The following is a 20,333-nucleotide window of genomic DNA, read 5'->3' as shown; positions in this document are numbered from 1 at the left end:
GAACAGGGTCAACGCCGTCGCCGCCGCAATCGACCGCCGAAGCCGGATCCCCTGCCCGTGATGACCCAGCCCGACAGGCAAGAGACCCCCGAGACCGTGCCGGGCACCGCGCCGACGCTTCGCGAGCGGATCGAGCATGCCGGGCTGCGCCTTGCCGTGGGCATCCTGCGACTGATGTCGCTCGACCGGGCTTCGGCCGTCATGGGCTGGGCCTGGCGGCGGCTTGCGCCCTTCAACCGGCGACACGCCCGCGCGCAGCGCAACCTTGCCTCCGCGATGCCGGACCTGTCCGCGGCAGAGCGCGACCGGATCCTCGACGCCATGTGGGACAACCTCGGCCGGGTTGCCGCCGAGACCGTGTTCCTGCCCGAAATCCTGGCTGAGCCCGACCGGATCGAGCTTGCCGTGGACGAGGCGCTGTTCACCGGGGTGGATTTCAGCCGCGGCGCGATCTTCGTGTCGCTGCACACCGGCAACTGGGAACTGGTGGCCACCGGCGTCGACGCCTTCGGGCTTGATGCCGCGGCGGTCTATCGCCGGGTCAACAATCCGCTCGCCGAGTCCTTCCTGCTGTCGCGCCGCCTGCCGATCTACCGCGCCGGCCTGTTTTCCAAGGAGCGGGCAACGCCGCTCAAGCTGCGCAGCCTTGCCCGCGCCGGCCACGCCATCTGCCTGCTCGGCGACCTGCGCGACCGCACCGGCATGATCCTCGACTTCTTCGGCCGGCGGCCGAGGTCGCAACCTTTCCGGCGGTGCTGGCCCGGCGGCTCGGCCTGCCGCTCGTTGCCGGCCGGGTGGTGCGCACGCAGGGCGCCCGCTTCCGCATCGAGGCGACGCCCGTCGAGGTGCCGCGCAGCACGGATGCCGAGGCCGACATCGCCGAGACGACGCGGCGGGTCAACGCCGTCTTCGAGCGCTGGATCCGGGAATATCCGGGCCAGTGGATGTGGGGCCACCGCAAGTGGATCGACTGACCGGCCGCCGCCGTCCGCCTTTCGCACCATGCGACCATTTCGGCACTGCATGATCGTCGCGCGACCCGGCATATAGTCTCCATGCCGCGCTGCGGCCGCACCGCAACCGACCGACCGACGGACACCGACATGACGACGAAGACGCCCCGCGCCTACTGGAAGCCGCTGGCGATCGGCGCCCCCGAGCCTTACCGCGAACTGCCGGTGCGGCTGGAGCGCATGATCCATTTCGTGCCGCCGCATATCGAGAAGGTCCGCGCCAAGCTGCCGGAGCTTGCCCGCAAGGTCGACATCGTTCTCGGCAACCTGGAAGACGCCATTCCCGCCGACCAGAAGGAGGCGGCCCGCCGCGGCTTCATCGAGATGGCCAAGGCCGATCTCGGCACGGCCGCGCTGTGGACCCGCATCAACTGCCTCAACAGCCCGTGGATCCTCGACGACATCGGCGAGATCGTCGGCGAGGTCGGCGACCGGCTCGACGTGATCATGCTGCCGAAGGTGGAGGGTCCGTGGGACATCCACTACATGGACCAGCTTCTCGCCCAGCTCGAGGCCCGTCACGGCCTGAAGAAGCCGATCCTGATCCACGCCATCCTCGAGACCGCCGAGGGCGTGAAGAATGTCGAGGCGATCGCGACGTCCAGCCCGCGCATGCACGGCATGAGCCTCGGGCCGGCCGACCTTGCCGCCTCGCGCGGCATGAAGACCACCCGCGTCGGCGGTGGTCATCCGGACTACGGCGTGCTCCCGGACGCCGCCGGCGACGCGCCCCGCACGCTCGTGCAGCAGGATCTCTGGCACTACACGGTGGCCAAGATGGTAGACGCCTGCCTTGCGGCCGGCATCCGCCCCTTCTACGGCCCGTTCGGCGACTTCTCCGATGCCGCCGCCTGCGAGGCCCAGTTCCGCAACGCCTTCCTGATGGGCTGCGTCGGCGCCTGGTCGCTGCATCCGAGCCAGATCGACATCGCCAAGAAGGTGTTCAGCCCGGAGCCGGAGGAGGTGAAGTTCGCGCTGCGCATTCTCGAGGCGATGCCGGACGGCAGCGGCGCGGTGATGATCGAGGGCAAGATGCAGGACGATGCGACGTGGAAACAGGCGAAGGTGATCGTCGATCTCGCCCGCCAGGTGGCCGCGGGCGATCCGGAGCGGGCCGCGCTCTACGGGATGTGACCGTGCCTGCCCCACGGACATGGCCACGGGCGACGCGATCTCGTCGCCCGGCCGGCCCTCTGACTGGAACTGTATTTCGCGGCAATCCCCACACAGGACTGTTTTCTGAATCCGAATACATGCATTGAACAAAACGGCCGGACGCGATTTTTATGCGCTGAATCTCACGCTCGCGGGAACAAGCTCCACAGGATTCCGGTTTGTCGGGTGTCGAACATTCACACCGACAGACGGAGTACGTCATGAAGAACAAGACCCTCGAAGACCTGTTTCACGAAACCCTCAAGGACATCTACTACGCCGAGCGCCAGATCGTGAAAGCTCTGCCGAAGATGGCCCGTGGCGCCCAGTCGGAAGAGCTGAAGGCCGGTTTCCTGAAGCATCGTGACGAGACTCAGGTCCAGATCGAGCGTCTCCAGCAGGTGTTCGAACTCATCGGCAAGCGCCCGCGCGGCAAGACCTGCGAAGCGATCGACGGCATTCTCGCCGAGGGCGAGGAAGTCATGGACGAGTTCAAGGATACCCCTGCCCTCGACGCCGGCCTGATCGCCGCGGCCCAGGCGGTGGAGCACTACGAGATCGCCCGCTACGGCACCCTGAAGCGCTGGGCGACCGTCCTCGGCATGAAGGACGCCGCCAAGCTGATCGACGAGACCCTTCAGGAAGAGTCCGCCACCGATCAGGCGCTTACCGCGGTTGCCGATGCATCCGCCAACGAGCACGCCCTTCAGGCGGCGTGACCCTTCCGGTCGGTCGGTTCGTGTTGCACATGGTGCCCCGAACTCTCCCGCCTCGCGGACAGGAACGGGCGACGGCCGCGAGGTCGTCGCCCGTTTCGTGTTGCGGGGGTTGATCGTGGCACCCTGCATTTGGGACAAGGTGTGCCGCAAACCGGTCCGGGCCGCGCCCTTCCCACCGACGGTGCTCTCGTCTATTCAGGTCCGGCGCGCACCATCGCCGCCGCAGCCACGGGAGACCACGCCTTGTCCGGACGCATCAGATCGCTCGTCGGCGCCATCCTGCTGACGCTGCTCGTCTCGATCTATCCGCTGCTGGTGATGGGATTTGCCGTCCGCACCCTGCCCGGCATGTCGAAGACGCCGAGCTTCTGTTCTACATCATCGCCGGCCTGCTGTGGGTGCTGCCCGCCGGCGCGATCATCTCCTGGATGGCCAAGGGCCGCCGCAAGACCGAAGGCTGAGCGAGGAAGGCTTCCCGCTCCGCTGGTTTGCCGTTTAGCCAGCGGCAGGGGCCGACGCACCCGGCCTCGTCCTTCGAGACGGGCTGTTCCAGCCCTCCTCAGGATGAGGCCTTCGACCATTTTTCGCTTTTAGTGCAGCCGGTTGCTCTTTCCCTCACCCTGAGGAAGCCGCGAAGCGGCTGTCTCGAAGGGCGAGGGAAAGCCGCGGCGTCGCCATCGGGCGCCCTCTTCGGGCGCCCGCTCATTTCATCCCCGCACTCATCAGCCCACGAAGGCGCGCTCGACCACGAAGGTGGCCGGCTTGGCGTTGGAGCCCTCGTCGAGGCCGAAATCCTCGAGGATCGCCTTGGTGTCGCGCAGCATCTCCATCGAGCCGCAGATCATGCCGCGATCGAACTGCGGATCGATCGGCGGCAGGTCGAGCAGCTCGAACAGGCGGCGGCTCTTGAGCAGGTCGGTGATGCGTTCGGAGCAGACATAGGGCTCGCGCGTCGCGAGGTGAACAGCGTCAGCTTCTCGGCCGCGAACTCGCCGACCAGCGGGTCGTTGCGGATGTCCTCGACCAGTTCCTTGATGTAGGCGAGTTCGGAGACCTCCCGGCAGGTCTGCGTCAGGATCACCTCGTCGAACTTCTCGTAGGTCTCCGGATCGCGGATCAGCGAGGCGAAGGGGGCAACGCCGGTGCCGGTGGAGAACATGTAGAGCCGCTTGCCGGGCACCAGCGCGTCGAGCACCAGCGTGCCCGTCGGCTTCTTGCGCATCAGCACGGTATCGCCGACCTGGATCTTCTGCAGATGCTCGGTGAGCGGGCCGTTCGGCACCTTGATCGAGAAGAACTCCAACTCCTCGTCCCACGACGGGCTCGCCACCGAATAGGCGCGGAACACCGGCTTCTCGGCATTGGGCAGGCCGATCATCACGAACTCGCCGGAGCGGAAGCGGAAGCTCGGCGGACGGGTGACCCGGAACTTGAACAGGCGGTCCGTGTAATGCTTCACCGACACGACGGTCTCCGCGAAGACGCCGTCCGGAATCGGAAACGTCTTCTTCTCGGTCGCGCCCTCGGCGGGCACGGCGGACGGGGAAACGCTCATGGGTGGTCCTTTCGGATAGGGAACGGCTTTGTCGTGTCTCGTGTTGCCGGCAGGAATATTGGCTTTGCCGGCTGTTCTCAAGGTCGAAGCAGGGTCAAAGCGGCGGTTTGAAGGGAATGCCTTTCCACGAGGTCCGGCCGCAACGAGACGGACATTGCGCGGCAGGCCATTTCCCGGCATCCAGCGTGGCGCTATCACTGCGACACGGCACCCGGCGTGCCGCATGCCCTGTCCGGAGCCCCCCGATGACCGCGTCCACCTCGTCTTCCTCGCAGAACACCGAAGCCAGTGCCCAGGGCTATCTCGACGATCCGCGCAACGACGGAGTGCTCGTCTATGTCGACGGCGCCTTCTTCCCGCGCAACGAGGCGAAGGTGTCGGTGTTCGATGCCGGCTTCGTGCTCGGCGACGGCGTCTGGGAGGGGCTGCGTCTCATCAAGGGCCACCTGCTCGCCATCGACGACCACATGGACCGCCTGTTCGAGGGCGCCGGCGCGATCCAGCTCGACATCGGCCTGACCCGGGACGAGGTGATCGCCGCGATCGAGCAGACGCTGGAAGTCAACGGCATGACCGATGGCGCCCACATCCGCCTGATGGTGACGCGCGGGCGCAAGAAGACGCCGAACCAGGATCCCCGCTTCGCCCTCGGCACTGCCACGGTCGTCATCGTCGCCGAGTACAAGGCGCCGCGCCCGGAAGCCAAGGCGAAGGGCATGGCGCTCTTCACGTCGACGATCCGCTGCAGCGGCCCGGACGTGTTCGATCTCCGGCTCAATTCCCACAGCCGCCTCAACTTCATCCAGGCGCTGATCCAGGCGATCAACGCCGGCGCCGACGAGGCGCTGATGCTCGACCCGCACGGCTTCGTCGCCAGCTGCAACTCCACCAACTTCTTCATCGTGCGCGGCGAGGAACTGTGGACCTCGACCGGCCGCTACAACTTCAAGGGCATCACCCGCAAGAAGATCATCGGCCTCTACGCGGGCGCCGGCGGCGTGGTGCGGGAGCATGACTTCACCCTCGCCGAGACCTATGCCGCGTCCGAGGCCTTCGTCACCGGAACGCTCGGCGGCGTCACGCCCGTGACGCGGATCGACGGGCGCACCATCGGCAACGGCACGCCCGGCCCGGTCACCGCGCGGATCGCGGCGCTCTACGCCGACTATACCGGCGGCTGATCCGTCCGCTCACGGCTCGCGAACGGCGACGACCTGGAACGTGTGGAGCTCGCCGTCGTCCTCGCGGATCGAGACATACTCGCCCGCCACGAAATGCTCGGCCTCGAAGTGGAAGGCCAGTTCGTCGTCGGCATCGTCGCTCTTGTCGTAGTCGATCTTCCAGCGGCCGCCGCCGCTGCGCACCAGCTTGCCGATCCGGTCGTTCTCGTCGGAGCGGAAGCGGCGCACCCGGCAGACCGCCTCGCCGCCGAGGCTCGCGGTGTCGATCGCGCCGTCGTCCTTCAGCGGCAGCAGGATGTCGTAGCCATGGCCGGCGTCGCCCTGCGGATGGTCCTTCTCGCGGGCAAGCTCCAGCCGGATATGTCGAAAGCTTTTCGGCAGCGTCGTTGTCATCGTTTCCCCTCCAGGATCGTGTCCCGCAATGCGGGCGTGCGGCGAGTATCGCCGATGCGCGTCCCGAGGCCTTGACCTCGATCATGCGCCCCAAGGAAGAACGGCTCCCCCGCACGCATTGTTCACCGAGCCGGCGCGAATACCCGGCGCCCGTTGTCCTCAGGTCCGCAGCACCCGGTAGATCGCCGGGATCACCAGCACCGTCAGCAGCGTCGACGAGGCCAACCCGAACAGCAGCGAGATCGCCAGACCCTGGAAGATCGGATCGGAGAGGATCACCACCGCGCCGATCATCGCCGCCAGCGCGGTCAGCAGGATCGGCTTGAAGCGGATCGACCCGGCCTCGATCAGCGTGTCGACCAGCGGCACGTCGTCCCGGCGCGCGTGGCGGATGAAATCCACCAGCAGGATCGAGTTGCGGACGATGATGCCGGCAAGCGCGATGAAGCCGATCATCGACGTGGCGGTGAACGGCGCGCCGAACAGCCAGTGCCCGCCGAGGATGCCGATGAAGGTCAGCGGGATCGGCGTCAGGATCACCAGCGGCACCTTGAACGAGCGGAACTGCGCGACCACGAGAATGTAGATGCCGAGCAGCGCCACCATGAAGGCCGCGCCCATGTCGCGGAAGGTCACCCAGGTCACCTCCCACTCGCCATCCCAGAGCAGCACGGGCGTCGCGCGGTCTGCCGGCTGGCCGTTGAGGACGATCTCTGGCCGCGGCAGGTCGCCGAAGTCCATGGCGTCCAGCGCCTTCTGCACGGCGAGCATGCCGTAGAGCGGTGCCTCGAAGTCGCCGGCCAGCTCCGCCGTCACCATTTCCGCGTCGATGCCGTGTGGCGGAACACCGGATAGGACGCGGGCTCGCGGGCAAGGCGCACGACGTCGCCGAGTTCGACGACGCCGGTTGCCCCCGGCAGCACGTCGGCCGCGATCGGCGTCGCCAGCATCCGCTCGCCGGCCACCTTGTCGGCCCTGGGCAGCGCCAGCGTGATCGGGATCGGCGGACGCCCGCCGCCGCGATGGGAATAGCCGACCGTCGTCTCCCCGCCGAGGATCGCCAGCGTGTCGAACACGTCGCTCTCCTGCACCCCGAAGAAGGCGAGATCGTCGGGCGAGATCGTGGCGCGCAGGCGCGGCGCCGGAGCCCCGAAGCTGTTGTCGACGTCGACGATGAAGGGCACCGAGCGGAAGGCCGCCTCCACCCTGGCGGCCACGGCCCGGCGGGTCGCCGCATCCGGCCCGTAGATCTCCGCCAGCAGGGTGGCCATCACCGGCGGCCCCGGCGGCGGTTCCACCACCTTCAGCACCGTGCCCGCCGGCAGCGTCAGCGCGCCGAGCCGCTGACGCAGATCGAGCGCGATCGCGTGGCTCGGCCGGTCGCGGTCGGCCTTCGACGACAGGTTGACCTGCACCTCGCCCATCTCCGGCGCGGCGCGCAGATAGGCGTGGCGGACGAGGCCGTTGAAGTTGAACGGCGCGGCCGTGGCGGCATGGGTGCCCGCCGAGATCACCTCCGGCAGGGCGAGCGCGACCCGGGCGACATCCTGCGCCACCGCATCGGTCGCCTCCACCGACGCCCCCTCGGGCAGGTCGATGGTGACCGACAATTCCGCCTTGTTGTCGAAGGGCAGCAGCTTGACCGTGACATGCTGGGTGTAGAACAGCGCGAGCGAGCCGAGGGTCAGCACGCCGACGATGGCGAGGAACGCCCAGCTCGCCGTCTTCGAGGCCAGCACCGGCCGGGCCGCCTCGGCATAGAGCCGGCCGAGCAGGCCGCCGTCGTGGTCTGCGTGATGCCCGCCCCCGGCCGGCGTCGCGACGGCCGGGCCGGCGAGCTTCAGCATCAGCCAGGGCGTGACCGTCACCGCGACGAAGAAGGAGAAGATCATCGCCGCCGAGGCGTTGGCCGGGATCGGGCTCATGTAGGGGCCCATCATCCCCGAGACGAACATCATCGGCAGCAAGGCGGCGACCACGGTCAGCGTCGCGACGATGGTCGGGTTGCCGACCTCGGCCACCGCCGCGATCGCCGATTGCCGCCGGTCGCCGCCGCCGGCCATGCCCCAGTGCCGGGCGATGTTCTCGATCACGACGATGGCGTCGTCGACGAGAATGCCGATGGAGAAGATCAGCGCGAACAGCGAGACGCGGTTGAGCGTGTAGCCCATCAGCCAGGAGGCGAACAGGGTCAGCAGGATCGTCACCGGGATGACGATGGCGACCACCAGCGCCTCGCGCCGGCCGATCGCGAAGAAGACCAGCGCGATGATCGAGAGCGTGGCAAGGCCGAGGTGGAACAGCAGTTCATTGGCCTTCTCGTTCGCGCTTTCCCCGTAGTTGCGCGTCACCGTCACGGCCATCGACGAGGGGATCAGGTGACCTTTCAGCGTCTCGACGCGCTCGAGAATGTGGCCGGCGACCGTGACCGCGTTGGCCCCCGCGCGCTTGGCGATCGCCAGCGTCACCGCCGGCCGGCGCACCGGGGCGCCCACCGCGTCGCGCGTGACCTCGGCGACGTAGAGATCCGACATGTCCGGCACATAGGCGACGTCGGCGACGTCGCGCACATACACCGGCCGGTCGTCGCGGGTGGTCAGCAGCAGGTTGCCGATCTCCTCGGGCGTCGCCAGCGTCCGGCCCGCAAGCATGCGGATCTGCCGGCCGTCCTCGCGCACCACACCGGCGGCGAACGACCGGTTGGCGCCCGAGACCTTCGCCGAGAGCTGCTGCAGCGTGACGCCCGCCAGCGCCAGCCGCTCCGGGTCCGGCGCGATGCGGATCGCATCGTCCGCCTCGCCGACCAGATAGGTGAGCCCGACGTCGGCGATGGTGGCAAGATCGACCCGCAGTTCGCGGGCGACCCGGGTGAGATCCGCCGCCGTGACGTTTGCGGCCGGATCGACCGGCGCGAGAGTCAGCGTGACGATCGCGACATCGTCGATGCCGCGGCCGACCACCAGCGGCTCGGGAATGCGACGGGGATGCGGTCGAGATTGGCGCGGATCCGGTCGTGGACGCGCAGCACCGCGTTGTCCGCCGGCGTGCCGACCTCGAAGCGCGCCGTGACGAGAACCTGGTCGTCGGCCGTCTGGGAATAGACATGCTCGACCCCGTCGATCGCCTTGACGATCGTCTCCAGCGGCTCGGTGACGAGCTTGACCGCATCCTCGGCCGACAGGCCGGCGGCGGACACCTGGACGTCGATCATCGGCACGGAGATCTGCGGCTCCTCCTCGCGCGGCAGGCTGACGAGGGCGACGAGCCCGAGCGCCAGCGCGGCAAGCAGGAACAGCGGCGTCAGCGGCGAGGAAATGAAGGCGCGGGTGAGGACCCCGGCAAGGCCGAGCGGCGGACGCGTCATGGCAGCACGATCTCCATGCCCGGCTGAAGGCCGGTGAGGATTTCGGCAACCGCCTCCCCCTCGTGATCGAAGCGCTGGCCGACCACCACCGCCCGCTCGGCGGTGCCGGAGGCCGTCGTCACCATGACGAGATCGATTCCCGACCGGGTGACGAGGGCCGTGACGGGAACCACCAGCGCCCGCCGCTCGCCGACCGGCACCCGCACCAGCAGGCGGGCATCGACGAAGGCGGTGTCGAGGCCCGGAACGTCCACATCGGCAACCACCCGTCCGCTGGTGATCGTCGGATAGATCTTGGCGAGCCGCCCCTCGGCCGGGCCATGGCCGGTCTCGATTCGCAGCGTGGCCCCTTCTGTCAGCATGGAAGCATGGCGTTCCGGGATCGACAGGCGCAGGAAGAAGCCGCCGCCGCCGATCGTGGCGACGGTTTCGCCGGCGAGCACGACGGCGCCCCGGGTCACCGGCACGGTCAGCACCCGGCCGTCCGCCGGGGAGAGCACGGCGCCCTCGGCCGCCTCCTGCACGATCACCTGCCGCTCGGCTTCGGCGGCGGCGAGCTGGTTGCGGACGACCTCGGCCGCCGTCGTCAGTTCGTCAAGCCGCTGGGTCGAGACGATGCCGCGCGACAGCAGGGTACGGCCACGCTCCAGTTCGGTCTCGGCGTTGGCAAGCTGCGAGCGCAGCGCCCCGATCTGCGCATCCAGCGCGGCGATGCGGAAATCGATCTTGTCGTCGAGGATGCGGCCGATCACCGCGCCGGCGCGAACCGTGTCGCCCTCGCTGACCGCCAGCTCGACCACGGTGCCACCGAGACGCGCCCGGGCCGGCACGTCGTCGCGCGCCTCGACCCGGCCGTAGACCGCCTTCCATTCGGCAATCGCAACCGGCTGCAGGACCCGCGTTTCCGCGAGCGCGGCAGGGGCAAGGCGACCAGCAGGCCGGTAGCCAGAAGACGGGTGGCGAGAAGGCGGGAAGCGCGGCGTGTCAGGCGCATGGATCGATCCCTCAGAAGGCCGTGCCCGGCTTCACCCCGAGACGGCGCAACAGCATGGCGGCGGGGCAGAAGCCGGTGAAGGCGGACTGCAGCATGTTCAGCCCGACGAAGACGGTGAGCCACACGAAATGCGGCGAAACCAGAATCGTGAGCAGCACCGACACGAGGACCATGGCGCCGGCAAATGCGAACATCGCGCGATCAAGTGACATCGGATGACTCCATTAATTTAGTAATTGCGGATATAAACAAACGCGCGCCGGATGCAAGCGGCATAAGGGTTTGTCGCGAGGCAGAGCGCGTCACCGCCCGCGCCATCCGTATATTTCAGTATTTACTAATGTTCAGAATTCAGGGATTCGTTCGGTGCCCCTCGATGGCAACGGAGATTCCCATGCAGAACGTCGGATCACTCGATCGGCTGATTCGCATCGTGGCAGGACTGGTCCTGCTTGCGATCGCCCTCCTCCCGCCGCTGGCCGGGCTGCCGCTCGTCGCCGGGCTCGGACCGTGGAAGTGGCTCATCGCCGGCGTCGGCGTCGTCATGCTGCTGACCGGCCTGCTGCGCACCTGTCCCGCCTACCGCCTGTTCGGTCTCAACACCGGCCGGTAACGGACGACCCTTGGCTGCCTGATTCCCCTTCCGGCCGGCGCGCCCCGCAATCCACGCGCCGCCCGGAACGGCATCGGCCGCGGATCCGTCAGGAGCCGCGGCCGATGCATCGAGTGATCGAGGCGATGACGAACTTCGCTCAGACCCGCGCGGGTTCACCCGTAAGCGGGGTCGGCGTGCGGCTGCGACCCGCCGTGCCTCGCGCCGGTAGAGCGACGGCGAGACACCGCAGACCTGGGCGAACTGCCGGTTGAAGTTGGCGATGTTGTTGTAGCCGACTTCGAAGCAGATCTCCGTCACCGGCCGTTCGGTGTGGGTCAGGAGATTGCAGGCGGCATAGACGCGGGTGCGGTTGACGTAGCGCGCGAAGGTATGCCCGGTCTGCTTCTTGAAGAAGCGCGAGAAGGCGCTCGGCTCCATCCGGCACAGTTTGGCCACCTGGGTCAGGCTGATCTCGCCGGTGAAATTCTCCAGGATGTGGCCCATGGCGATCTCGAGCTTCTCGGAGCCGTGCCGCGGCCCCACCGGCGCCGCCGCGCGCCGCGACAGGAGCCGCCGGTCACGCCGGTCGCGGGCAAGGCCCGTCATCAGCCGCAGGAACAGCAGGAGCCGGTCGGCGCCATGCGCCTCGCCGATCTCGCGCAGCAGCCTGCGACCGAACTCCGCCGTCGCGCCGGTGAACTCGATGCCGAGCACCGCGTCGCGGAACAGATCCTCCAGTTCCTCGAGTTCCGGCGAAAGCTCCACCACCTTGCGCGCGAACTCGTCGCCGAACTGGATCAGCATGTCCCGGTTGGGCACCAGCGTGCCCCTCGGAACCTCGCTCACCCAGTTGTGCGGCAGGTCCGGCCCGGTCAGCACCAGGGTACCGGCGGCAAAATCGCCGATGTAGTCGCCGATCATCATCTTGCCGGACGACGACTGGATGAGATGCAGCTCGAATTCAGGGTGATAGTGCCACTTGGCGAGATGATGCGGGTAATCGTGCACGTTCCACCGGAACGACTCCGATGGAGCGCAGACGATCACCTCGAAATCCGGCGCGATCTTCTTGTGAAGTCCCACGGCAGCCTCCCGGATCGTTTTTCTTTTCCATGCGGCGTCGTTGCGCCACCGGACATCTCGAACCCCCGACTGTCGCGCGACGGATCGCGGACACCGCGCCCAAGAATCGGCACAGGCAGGCAGGACCGGATGATTTTTCTGACGCAGGCAGCTTCCTTGCTAAATCGATTTTAGTCAAGTGAAATGCAGGATGATGACATACATTGATCAACCTGCTCATGCCCGCACATTGGAATGATCAAAAACAGCGGAAATCGTGACGCCATGATCATAGATCCTCGGCGATCAGGTCCGCAGCCCGGCTGGCGAGCGCCATCACCGGCGCGTTGGTGTTGCCGGACGGGATCGCCGGCATCGCCGAACAGTCGATCACCCGCAGGCCGTCCACGCCGCGCACCTTCAGCTGGGCGTCGAGAACGGCCAGCGGATCGCCGTCCGGTCCCATCGGCGCCGAGCCGACCGGATGGTAGTTGGTCTTGACCGTGCGGCCGCAGAAACGGGCGAGCGCGGCCTCGTCGTCGGCGTCGCGGCCGGGCAGAAGTTCGCCGGCGATCACCGTGTCGAAGGGCGCGGTCTTCATCAGCTTCCGGGCAAAGCGCATCGAGGCGACGGTCAGGCGCAGGTCGTCCTCGTCGCCGAAGAAGTTGCTGTCCACCAGCGGCTTGGCCGCTGGGTCGGCCGAGCGCAGGCGCACGCTGCCCCGCGCCTTCGGCCGCAACAGGCAGGAGGTGAAGGTGACGCCGTGGGTCGGCCGCGCGTCGGACACGTCGCGGTCGAGATAGACGATCGGCGCGCAGTAGAGTTGCACCGTCGGCCGCTCGCCCCCGTCCGGATCGTAGAACAGGCAGGATTCGATGCCCGTCGTCGAAACAGGGCCGGTACCGAACAGGAGATACTGCAGGCCGTTGCGGATCATGTTCCAGCCGCGGTCCTGTCCGAAATAGCCGCTCGGCCCCTTCGTGGTCGCGATCACCGGCACCTCGTGATGATCCTGCAGGCGGGCGCCGACGCCCGGCAGGTCGGCGGCGACAGCAAGACCATGATCACGCAGATGATCGGCCGGGCCGATGCCGGAGAGCATCAGCAGCTTGGCCGTGTTGTAGGTGCCGGCGGCAACCAGCACCTCGCGCCCCGCCCGGACCCGGTGCATCTTGCCGTCCGCCATGTAGTCGAGGCCGACCGCCCGTCCCTTCTCGATCACCACCCGGTCGACCCGCGCGCCGGTGACGATGCCGAGGCGCGGATCGCCGCGCAGCGGATCGAGGAAGGCCCGCACCGCGTCGCAGCGCTCCATCCGGCCGTTCACCCGGCCCATGGTGTGCTGCATGATGCCGACACCGGCCTGGCGGGCGCCGTTGAAGTCGGGGTTCCAGGCGATGCCTGCACCTTGTGCGGCGAGGATGAAGTTGCGCGTCGTGTCGCAGAGACTGCCGGGATCGGACACCATCAGCGAGCCACAGATGCCGTGGAAGGCGTCGTTGAAGCGCTCGTTCTTCTCCAGCCCCCGGAAATGCGGAAGCAGGTCGGCGTAGGACCAGCCGGCCCCGCCGCCGAGCAGCGCATCCCAGCCGTCGTAGTCCTCCTTCTGGCCGCGCATGTAGACCATGGCGTTGACCGCGCTGCCGCCGCCGAGCGCACGCGCCTGCGGCACGATCGGCGCCCGGCCGCCGAGGCGCTCCTGCGCCACGGTCTCGTGCATCTCCAGATAGTCCTCGCGGCCGAGATACTTCAGGTAGCCCGCCGGCATGCGCATGATCCGGGCGGTGCTTGCCGGGCCGCGCTCGACGATCAGCACCCGCTGGCCGTGATCGCGCACGAGCCGCATCGCCGCGACACAGGCCGCCGAGCCGCCGCCCGCGATCACGTAGTCCCAGTCGCTCATGCGGCGTTGCCCCGAAAGCCCGGCCGCATCAGCACCTTCACCGAGTCGAGCGAATTGGCGACCGCGAGCGCCGTTTCCCATTCCTCCAGCGCGTAGCCGTGGGTGACGATGCCATTCGAGGTCGCAAGGCCGCGGGTCAGCAGGTCGATGGCGATCGGGTAGCAGTAGGGCCCGAGATGGGCGCCGCGGATGTCGAGTTCCTTGCGGTCGCCGATGATCGACCAGTCGGCGGTGGTCTCCGAGCCGAAGACCGAGAATTCGACGAAGCGGCCGAGCTTGCGGATCATCTGCAGGCCCTGCGTCACCCCGCTCGGATGACCGGTGTTCTCAATGTAGACGTCGCAGCCATAGCCCCCCGTCATGTCGCGCACGATGGCGACCGCGTCTTCCGTGGCCGCATTGATGGTGACGTCGGCGCCGTAGCCGCGGGCAAGCTCCAGCCGCTCCGGCACCATGTCGACGACGACGAGTTTCCTCGCGTCTTCAGCCGGGCGACCTGCGTCATCAGCAGGCCGAGCGGGCCGCGCCGGCGATCACCACCACGTCGTCGAGATCGATGTCGCCGCGCCGCACGGTGTGGACCGCGCAGGCCAGCGGCTCGATCACCGCCGCATCCTCGAGCGGCATCTCCTTCGGGATCTTGTGGACGATGGCATTGGCCGGAAACTTCATGAACTCGGCCATGCCGCCGTCGGCCACCTGCCGCTGGAAGCCGAAGATGTTGTGCGTCTCGCACATCCAGTATTTCCCGGAGCGGCAGAAGCGGCAGCGCTCGCAGGGCACGATCTGCTCGGCGATCACCATGTCGCCGACGGCGACCCCGAAGTGGTCGGCCGCGCCCTCGCCCATGTCCTCGACGAAGCCGAAGAACTCGTGGCCGGGGATCACCGGCGGCTTCACGTAAGGGTTCGCCCCGCCCCAGAACATCGGCGCCCCGGCCCAGCATTTGCAGTCGCCGGCGCAGATGCCGCAGGCCGCGACGCGGATGACCAGTTCGCGCGGACCGGCCACCGGCCGGCCGACGAGTTCGACCCGGTAATCGCGCGGGCCGTGGCAGACCACGGCCGTCATCTTGTAATTGCGGCTGTCCATGAGCCCCTCCAGGCAGACGATGCGGGGGCCGGGCGCGGGCACGCGCCGACCGTGGCCCACGAGCCTAGTTTGAGGGCCAGCGAGCGACTACGATCAAACCCGCGCGCGCTTCTACTTTTATGACCGCCTGCGCGAAAGCCCCGAAATCCGGCGGTTCCGGCCGCAGCGCAGCATGAGGAATGATTGCAAGTGATCACGCCGATGCGTAGTCTGCATCAGGATGAGCACGGGGCAGAAGCGTGGGCGGCAACCAGCGTCACCAGAAGATCCGGGAAGCACTGCGCGACCGATCCTTCGTGTCGGTGAAGGATCTCGTCGACCTGCTCGACGCCTCGCCCGCCACCGTGCGCCGCGACATCGACAAGCTCAACGAGGCCGGCGACGTCCGCAAGGTGTTCGGCGGGGTGGCCTCGACCGAGGCCGGCGGGGCCACCGAACGCCAGTCGGCCGCGCCCTTCGACGAGAACCGCGTCCTCGCCGTGGACGCCAAGCGGGCGATCGCCCGCGAGGCCGAGCGGCTCTGCCGTGACGGCGATTCGATCATCATCCACGGCGGCAGCACCTGCTTCCTGTTCGGCATGCGGCTGGCCCGCCGCAGTCTCCGGATCTTCACCAACTCGATGCCGCTGGCCGCCTGGCTTGGCGAGCACGGCACCTGCCAGCTCATGGTCGCCGGCGGCGACCTTCACCGCGAACCGGGCATCATCCAGACCATGCCGGTGGAGCCGCCGGCCTTCTACGGATCGAAATTCTTCATCGGTGCGCAGGGGATCGGCCCGTCGGGCGTGATGGAATCGCATCCGCTGCTGGCCCGCAGCGTCGAGGCCCTGCTCGGCTGCACCGACGAGGTGATCGTGCTGGCCGACAGCCGCAAGTTCGCGATCCGCGCCCGCCACGTCGTCTATCCGCTGACCCGCATCGGCAAGCTGATCACCGACGACGGCCTCGCCGACAACGACGCCAAGATGCTGGAAGCCGCCGGCGTCGAGGTGATCATCGCCGCCCGCGGCAACTGACCCGTCAGCCCGAGATCGCCGCCAGCCGCCCGGCCAGCCCGTTCAGCGCCTCGGCGCGCACATTGGCGAAGGCAAAGCGCAGGTGGTCCTCCTGCCCCGGTCCGAACCAGCTTCCCGGCAGGCACAATACGCCGGCCTCGCGCGCCAGCCGTTCGGCAACCTCGGCCGACGCCGCCGCCAGCGGATGGCGGACATAGGCAAAATAGGCGCCGATCGACGTCACCTGCCAGCCGGGCGCCCTGGCCATCTCGGCAACGAACACCTCCGCCCGCGCGGCGATCCGGTCGCGGTTGCCACGGCGATAGCCGGCGAGATCGGCCATGGTCGCGGCGATCGCCGCCTGCCCCGCGCGCGGCGGGCAGATCTGCATGCAGTCGAGCACCTTGGCGAGTTCGTCGATGAAGCGGCATCGCCCACCGCCGCGCCCAGCCGGTAGCCGGGAATGCCGAAGGCCTTGGAGAAGCTGTAGAGCTGCACGAAATTCCGCCGCCATCCGGGAGTGGCCAGCAGCCCATGCGGCGCGCCGTGCCCCTCGGGCAGGAAGTCGCGATAGGTCTCGTCGAGGACGAGCGTGATGCCGGCCTCGTCGCACAGCGCCTTGAAGGCGCCGATCGTTGCCGGCGGATAGATCGCGCCGGTCGGATTGTTCGGCGTGACGAGAACGATCGCCCGGGTCCGCGCCGAAAGCCGCGCCCGCGCGTCGTCGACACTCGGCACGAAGCCGGCCTCCGCCCGCGCCGGCAGGGCGACGGTCGCGATCCCCAGCATGTCGAGCGTCATCTTGTGGTTGAAATACCACGGCGTCGGCAGCATCACCTCGTCGCCGGCCCTTGCCAGCGCGATGATCGAGGCAAAAAAGGCCTGGTTGCAGCCGGCGGTGATCGCGACATCGCCAAGCCCCGGCCCACGGTCCGGCCCCGCGCCGTAGATCGCGCCGATCTCGCCCGTCAGCGCCGTCCGCAGGCTCGCATCACCGGTGATCGGCCCGTAGGCCGCCGACGCCGGATCACCGGCCGCCGCCGCCAGCTTCGCCAGCAGCAGTTCCGGCGGCGGATCGCCCGGCACCGCCTGCGAGAGATTGATCGCCGGCCCCTGTTGCCTGTCATAGGCCGCCAGCCATACCTGCGCCGAAGGAATCGGCGGCGCATCGGTGCCGACCACGAGCGGATTGACAAGATGGCTCGCGATCCGGCCGCCGATGGTCATGGGTCTGCTCTCCCTTGGAGGTGTCCCACTGGATAGCAGTTTTCGGACCCGGCGGCGGGTTGAATGCGTCGAATTTTCGCTGCGACAGGGCGGCGTGACGACGGCTACCGGCAGGAGATATCAGACAATGTCATCCTTCGCGAAGGCGAAGGATCCACGAAAGGCCCCGTCAAATCAGGTTCGTGGATGGTCCGCCTGCGCGGACCATGACATGAAATGGAACTCGGCAGAAAACTGCTGCGTCCACTGCGACAGGACGTCATAGAAGCTGCCAGCATCCAGCCACACTTCGCGGATCGTCCCCAACATCCCTTCGCGCGTCCCTGCGTTGACGAACGCAACGAGCCGGACCCTCTCGCCGACGCGAATTGGAGAACGTGACTTCCGTCATCGAAGGCCGCGTCGCCATCAGGCGCCCATGCCACGGCGCTTGAATGACCCGCGTCGATGAACGCCTGTCTGGACAAACCGAAGTAGTCGGTCCGTGGCGCATCCCTGTAGAAGGCGTCGAGATGTGCGTCCACGACCAAGGCGGCATCGACGCGGCAAGGAAAGGAAGGACATGAGTTCCGCGCCGACGCAGCCGATCCTCCACCTCCTGAAACGAGCAGCCGAGCATCGTCGCCTGCGGCGCCTTCACGCCGTAGACCTTCCCACCGACGTGAAGGACGAAATACCCGAGAGCGATCTGAGAGAGGTTCGGGACTGCGCGCGTGATCGCACTCTCGATGGCGAAGGTGCTTGCATCTCCGACGATCACATTCGCATCTCCCCGATGGGGCCTTCAACACGGCTTCGGATCATATCGGACCGTCCACCCCGAATCCCGTCACATCGTCCCCCGCTTCCGCTTCAGCCGCACGATGGCGAGGTCGAGGGCGGAGAGGAAGCGGGAGCGGTCTTTCGGGCCGAAGGGGGGCGGGCCGCCGGTGGTCATGCCGGCGCCGCGCAGTTCGTCGAGCAGGTCGCGGGTGGCGAGCGCCATGCCGATGGAGTTGTCGTCGAAGGGCTTGCCGGTCGGCGAGATCACGCTGGCGCCCGCCTTCACGCAGCGCGCGGCGAGCGGGACGTCGGCGGTGACGACGACGCTGCCCGGCCGGGCCCGCGCGGCGATGTGGTCGTCGGCAACATCCGGTCCCTGCGGCACGATCACCCGCTCCACGTCCTGGTCGCGCGGAACCGCGATCGGCGCGTTGGCGACGATCACCACCTTCAGGCCATGGCGCTCGGCGACCTTGTAGATTTCCGGCTTGACCGGACAGGCATCGGCGTCGACGAGGATTTCGATCGGATCATCCATGTCTGCCGGGTTAGCCGACCGCAACGAGCGGCGCAAGCGGCGGCACCCCTGCCCCCGAATCTCCCTCCTTTGACGCATTGGCGAAGCGTGCGAGCGGCGGTAATAGTCTGGAACTCGTCCAGACCGGCGCGTCGCGCGTCACCGGAGGCCAGCCCATGAACGCTCCCGTCCTGTCCGACCAGAAGGGCCTCTTCCCGCTCGGCCCCGATACGACCGAGTATCGCAAGCTCTCCGGCGACTTCGTCTCCACGGCGGTCTTCGAGGGCGAGGAGATCCTGAAGGTGGACCCCGAGGGCCTCCGGCTCCTCGCCGAGGCGGCCTTCTCCGACATCAACCACCTGCTGCGGCCGGCCCACCTCGATCAGCTGGCGAAGATCCTGACCGACCCCGAGGCGACCGACAACGACCGCTTCGTCGCCTATGACCTGATGAAGAACGCGAACATCGCCGCCGGCGGCGTGCTGCCGATGTGCCAGGACACCGGCACCGCAATCGTGATGGCCAAGAAGGGCCGGCGCGTGTTCACCAAGGGCGGCGACGAGGCCGCGATCTCCAAGGGCGTGCTCGACGCCTACGAGAAGAAGAACCTGCGCTATTCGCAGCTCGCGCCGCTGTCGATGTTCGAGGAGAAGAACACCCGCAACAACCTGCCCGCCCAGATCGACATCTATGCGGAGGGCGAGGACGGCTACAAGTTCCTGTTCGTCGCCAAGGGCGGCGGCTCGGCCAACAAGACCTTCCTGTTCCAGGGCACGCCCTCGCTGCTGACCCACGACCGGCTCGTCGAGTTCCTGAAGGAAAAGATCCTCACCCTCGGCACCGCCGCCTGCCCGCCCTATCACCTCGCCATCGTCGTCGGCGGCACCTCGGCCGAGATGACGCTGAAGGCGGTGAAACTCGCCTCGACCAAGTATCTCGACGAACTGCCGACCTCCGGCTCCGAAGACGGCCACGCCTTCCGCGACCTTGCGCTCGAGGAGGAAATCTTCAGGGCGACGCAGCGACCGGCGTCGGCGCCCAGTTCGGCGGCAAGTATTTCTGCCACGACGTGCGGGTGATCCGCCTGCCGCGCCACGGCGCCTCGCTGCCGATCGGCCTCGGCGTCTCCTGCTCGGCCGACCGTCAGGCCAAGGGCAAGATCACCAAGGACGGCATCTTTCTGGAGCGGCTGGAAACCAATCCGGCGAAATACATGCCGGAGGTCGACGAGGCGGCGCTCGGCGGCGAGGTGGTCCGCGTCGACCTCACGCGGCCGATGAGCGAGATCCTCGCCACCCTGTCGCAATATCCGGTCAAGACGCGCCTGTCGCTCACCGGGCCGATCGTGGTCGCCCGCGACCTGGCCCACGCCAAGCTGCGCGAGCGGCTGGAGGCCGGCGGCGACCTGCCCGGCTATTTCAAGGACCACCCGGTCTACTACGCCGGCCCGGCCAAGACTCCGACCGGCTATGCCTCCGGCTCCTTCGGCCCGACCACCGCCGGCCGCATGGACAGCTACGTCGACCAGTTCCAGTCCTACGGCGGCTCGATGGTGATGCTCGCCAAGGGCAACCGCTCGAAGGCGGTGCGCGACGCCTGCCAGCGCCACGGCGGCTTCTATCTCGGCTCCATCGGCGGCCCCGCCGCCCGCCTCGCCCAGGACTGCATCCGCAAGGTGGAGGTGATCGAGTTCCCCGAACTCGGCATGGAAGCGATCTGGCGGATCGAGGTGGAAGATTTCCCCGCCTTCATCGTCGTCGACGACAAGGGCAACGATTTCTTCAAGGAACTCAATCTCGGTTGAAG

At 67.8% G+C, this 20,333-nt stretch carries 14 protein-coding genes and 6 pseudogenes; 9 read left to right on the top strand and 11 right to left on the bottom strand.

The window, feature by feature from the left end; all coding sequences use genetic code 11:
• Window positions 1–60: 60 nt before the first annotated feature.
• The 5 genes and pseudogenes from A6302_RS06195 to A6302_RS26085 form a co-directional block, all read left to right on the top strand.
• A pseudogene (locus A6302_RS06195) lies at window positions 61–717 on the top strand (LpxL/LpxP family acyltransferase); the annotation flags it as partial.
• A 35-nt stretch (window positions 718–752) separates the two neighbouring features.
• A complete protein-coding gene (locus tag A6302_RS26090) occupies window positions 753–974 on the top strand; it encodes an LpxL/LpxP family acyltransferase (protein WP_425349125.1) in 222 nt (73 codons plus the stop codon).
• Window positions 975–1,103: 129 nt separating this feature from the next.
• On the top strand, window positions 1,104–2,147 hold the full coding sequence (locus A6302_RS06190; protein ID WP_069306320.1) for an HpcH/HpaI aldolase/citrate lyase family protein: 1,044 nt from the start codon (window positions 1,104–1,106) through the stop codon (window positions 2,145–2,147).
• Window positions 2,148–2,389: 242 nt separating this feature from the next.
• The gene (locus A6302_RS06185) at window positions 2,390–2,887 is read left to right on the top strand and encodes a YciE/YciF ferroxidase family protein (protein WP_069306313.1); all 498 of its coding nucleotides are present in this window, start codon (window positions 2,390–2,392) and stop codon (window positions 2,885–2,887) included.
• A gap of 260 nt (window positions 2,888–3,147) precedes the next feature.
• Window positions 3,148–3,348 carry a DUF2842 domain-containing protein gene (locus A6302_RS26085; RefSeq protein ID WP_083255564.1) on the top strand — a complete coding sequence of 67 codons (201 nt, stop codon included), beginning with the start codon at window positions 3,148–3,150 and terminating at the stop codon, window positions 3,346–3,348.
• Between the two features lie 261 nt (window positions 3,349–3,609).
• On the opposite strand, the pseudogene A6302_RS06180 reads toward A6302_RS26085, so the two are convergent.
• A pseudogene (locus A6302_RS06180) lies at window positions 3,610–4,442 on the bottom strand (ferredoxin--NADP reductase).
• Between the two features lie 245 nt (window positions 4,443–4,687).
• Between A6302_RS06180 and A6302_RS06175 the strand changes: the two are divergent.
• Window positions 4,688–5,623, top strand: coding sequence for an aminotransferase class IV (locus tag A6302_RS06175; protein WP_069306312.1), 936 nt, complete (start codon window positions 4,688–4,690; stop codon window positions 5,621–5,623).
• Between the two features lie 9 nt (window positions 5,624–5,632).
• On the opposite strand, the gene A6302_RS06170 is transcribed toward A6302_RS06175, so the two are convergent.
• The 4 genes and pseudogenes from A6302_RS06170 to A6302_RS06155 all read right to left on the bottom strand — a co-directional run bounded on the left by A6302_RS06170 (window position 5,633) and on the right by A6302_RS06155 (window position 10,586).
• The gene (locus A6302_RS06170; protein ID WP_069306311.1) at window positions 5,633–6,016 is read right to left on the bottom strand and encodes a hypothetical protein; all 384 of its coding nucleotides are present in this window, start codon (window positions 6,014–6,016) and stop codon (window positions 5,633–5,635) included.
• Between the two features lie 159 nt (window positions 6,017–6,175).
• Window positions 6,176–9,380, bottom strand: a pseudogene (locus A6302_RS06165) (efflux RND transporter permease subunit).
• Window positions 9,377–10,378, bottom strand: coding sequence for an efflux RND transporter periplasmic adaptor subunit (locus A6302_RS06160; protein WP_141703444.1), 1,002 nt, complete (start codon window positions 10,376–10,378; stop codon window positions 9,377–9,379). Before A6302_RS06160 ends, A6302_RS06165 begins: the two are co-directional and overlap by 4 nt.
• Before the next feature lie 7 nt (window positions 10,379–10,385).
• Window positions 10,386–10,586 carry a YgaP family membrane protein gene (locus A6302_RS06155; protein ID WP_069306310.1) on the bottom strand — a complete coding sequence of 67 codons (201 nt, stop codon included), beginning with the start codon at window positions 10,584–10,586 and terminating at the stop codon, window positions 10,386–10,388.
• Between A6302_RS06155 and A6302_RS26080 the strand changes: the two genes are divergently transcribed.
• Window positions 10,559–10,987, top strand: coding sequence for a YgaP family membrane protein (locus A6302_RS26080; RefSeq protein WP_425349122.1), 429 nt, complete (start codon window positions 10,559–10,561; stop codon window positions 10,985–10,987). The two genes, A6302_RS06155 and A6302_RS26080, sit on opposite strands and share 28 nt — an antisense overlap.
• 213 nt (window positions 10,988–11,200) lie before the next feature.
• Here the strand turns inward: A6302_RS26080 and A6302_RS25195 are convergent.
• The 4 genes and pseudogenes from A6302_RS25195 to A6302_RS24190 form a co-directional block, all read right to left on the bottom strand.
• A pseudogene (locus A6302_RS25195) lies at window positions 11,201–11,473 on the bottom strand (helix-turn-helix domain-containing protein); the annotation flags it as partial.
• A gap of 847 nt (window positions 11,474–12,320) precedes the next feature.
• The gene (locus A6302_RS06145; RefSeq protein ID WP_069306308.1) at window positions 12,321–13,934 is read right to left on the bottom strand and encodes a GMC family oxidoreductase; all 1,614 of its coding nucleotides are present in this window, start codon (window positions 13,932–13,934) and stop codon (window positions 12,321–12,323) included.
• Window positions 13,931–14,389 carry a zinc-binding dehydrogenase gene (locus A6302_RS24195; protein WP_245293943.1) on the bottom strand — a complete coding sequence of 153 codons (459 nt, stop codon included), beginning with the start codon at window positions 14,387–14,389 and terminating at the stop codon, window positions 13,931–13,933. The genes A6302_RS06145 and A6302_RS24195 overlap by 4 nt, the downstream gene beginning before the upstream one ends.
• Before the next feature lie 49 nt (window positions 14,390–14,438).
• Window positions 14,439–15,026: an alcohol dehydrogenase catalytic domain-containing protein gene (locus A6302_RS24190; protein WP_245293942.1), complete on the bottom strand. Its 588-nt coding sequence runs from the start codon at window positions 15,024–15,026 to the stop codon at window positions 14,439–14,441.
• Between the two features lie 239 nt (window positions 15,027–15,265).
• Here A6302_RS24190 and A6302_RS06135 point away from each other — a divergent pair, with 239 nt between their 5' ends.
• The gene (locus A6302_RS06135) at window positions 15,266–16,042 is read left to right on the top strand and encodes a DeoR/GlpR family DNA-binding transcription regulator (protein ID WP_069306307.1); all 777 of its coding nucleotides are present in this window, start codon (window positions 15,266–15,268) and stop codon (window positions 16,040–16,042) included.
• 4 nt (window positions 16,043–16,046) lie between these two features.
• On the opposite strand, the pseudogene A6302_RS06130 reads toward A6302_RS06135, so the two are convergent.
• Window positions 16,047–17,248, bottom strand: a pseudogene (locus A6302_RS06130) (aminotransferase).
• Between the two features lie 829 nt (window positions 17,249–18,077).
• Window positions 18,078–18,548 (bottom strand): YaiI/YqxD family protein, encoded by a 471-nt coding sequence (locus A6302_RS06125; RefSeq protein ID WP_069306306.1) that lies wholly within the window; start codon window positions 18,546–18,548, stop codon window positions 18,078–18,080.
• A 155-nt stretch (window positions 18,549–18,703) separates the two neighbouring features.
• Here A6302_RS06125 and A6302_RS06120 point away from each other — a divergent pair.
• Window positions 18,704–20,331, top strand: a pseudogene (locus A6302_RS06120) (fumarate hydratase).
• The last annotated feature ends 2 nt before the right edge of the window (window positions 20,332–20,333 follow it).

The sequence above is a fragment of the Methylobrevis pamukkalensis genome (assembly GCF_001720135.1).
In the GTDB taxonomy this organism is placed as follows: Bacteria; Pseudomonadota; Alphaproteobacteria; order Rhizobiales; family Pleomorphomonadaceae; genus Methylobrevis; species Methylobrevis pamukkalensis.
The sequence above is the reverse complement of the archived record's forward strand: the minus strand, read 5'-3'. Positions and strand labels throughout refer to the sequence as shown.

Excerpts from the sequence above, each read along its gene's own strand:
- A6302_RS06190 (WP_069306320.1), top strand. The coding sequence starts at position 1,104 with ATGACGACGAAGACGCCCCGCGCCTACTGGAAGCCGCTGGCGATCGGC.
- A6302_RS06185 (WP_069306313.1), top strand. The coding sequence starts at position 2,390 with ATGAAGAACAAGACCCTCGAAGACCTGTTTCACGAAACCCTCAAGGAC.
- A6302_RS06175 (WP_069306312.1), top strand. The coding sequence starts at position 4,688 with ATGACCGCGTCCACCTCGTCTTCCTCGCAGAACACCGAAGCCAGTGCC.
- A6302_RS06170 (WP_069306311.1), bottom strand. The coding sequence starts at position 6,016 with ATGACAACGACGCTGCCGAAAAGCTTTCGACATATCCGGCTGGAGCTT.
- A6302_RS26080 (WP_425349122.1), top strand. The coding sequence starts at position 10,559 with ATGCGAACATCGCGCGATCAAGTGACATCGGATGACTCCATTAATTTA.
- A6302_RS06155 (WP_069306310.1), bottom strand. The coding sequence starts at position 10,586 with ATGTCACTTGATCGCGCGATGTTCGCATTTGCCGGCGCCATGGTCCTC.
- A6302_RS06145 (WP_069306308.1), bottom strand. The coding sequence starts at position 13,934 with ATGAGCGACTGGGACTACGTGATCGCGGGCGGCGGCTCGGCGGCCTGT.
- A6302_RS24195 (WP_245293943.1), bottom strand. The coding sequence starts at position 14,389 with ATGGTGCCGGAGCGGCTGGAGCTTGCCCGCGGCTACGGCGCCGACGTC.
- A6302_RS24190 (WP_245293942.1), bottom strand. The coding sequence starts at position 15,026 with ATGGACAGCCGCAATTACAAGATGACGGCCGTGGTCTGCCACGGCCCG.
- A6302_RS06125 (WP_069306306.1), bottom strand. The coding sequence starts at position 18,548 with ATGGATGATCCGATCGAAATCCTCGTCGACGCCGATGCCTGTCCGGTC.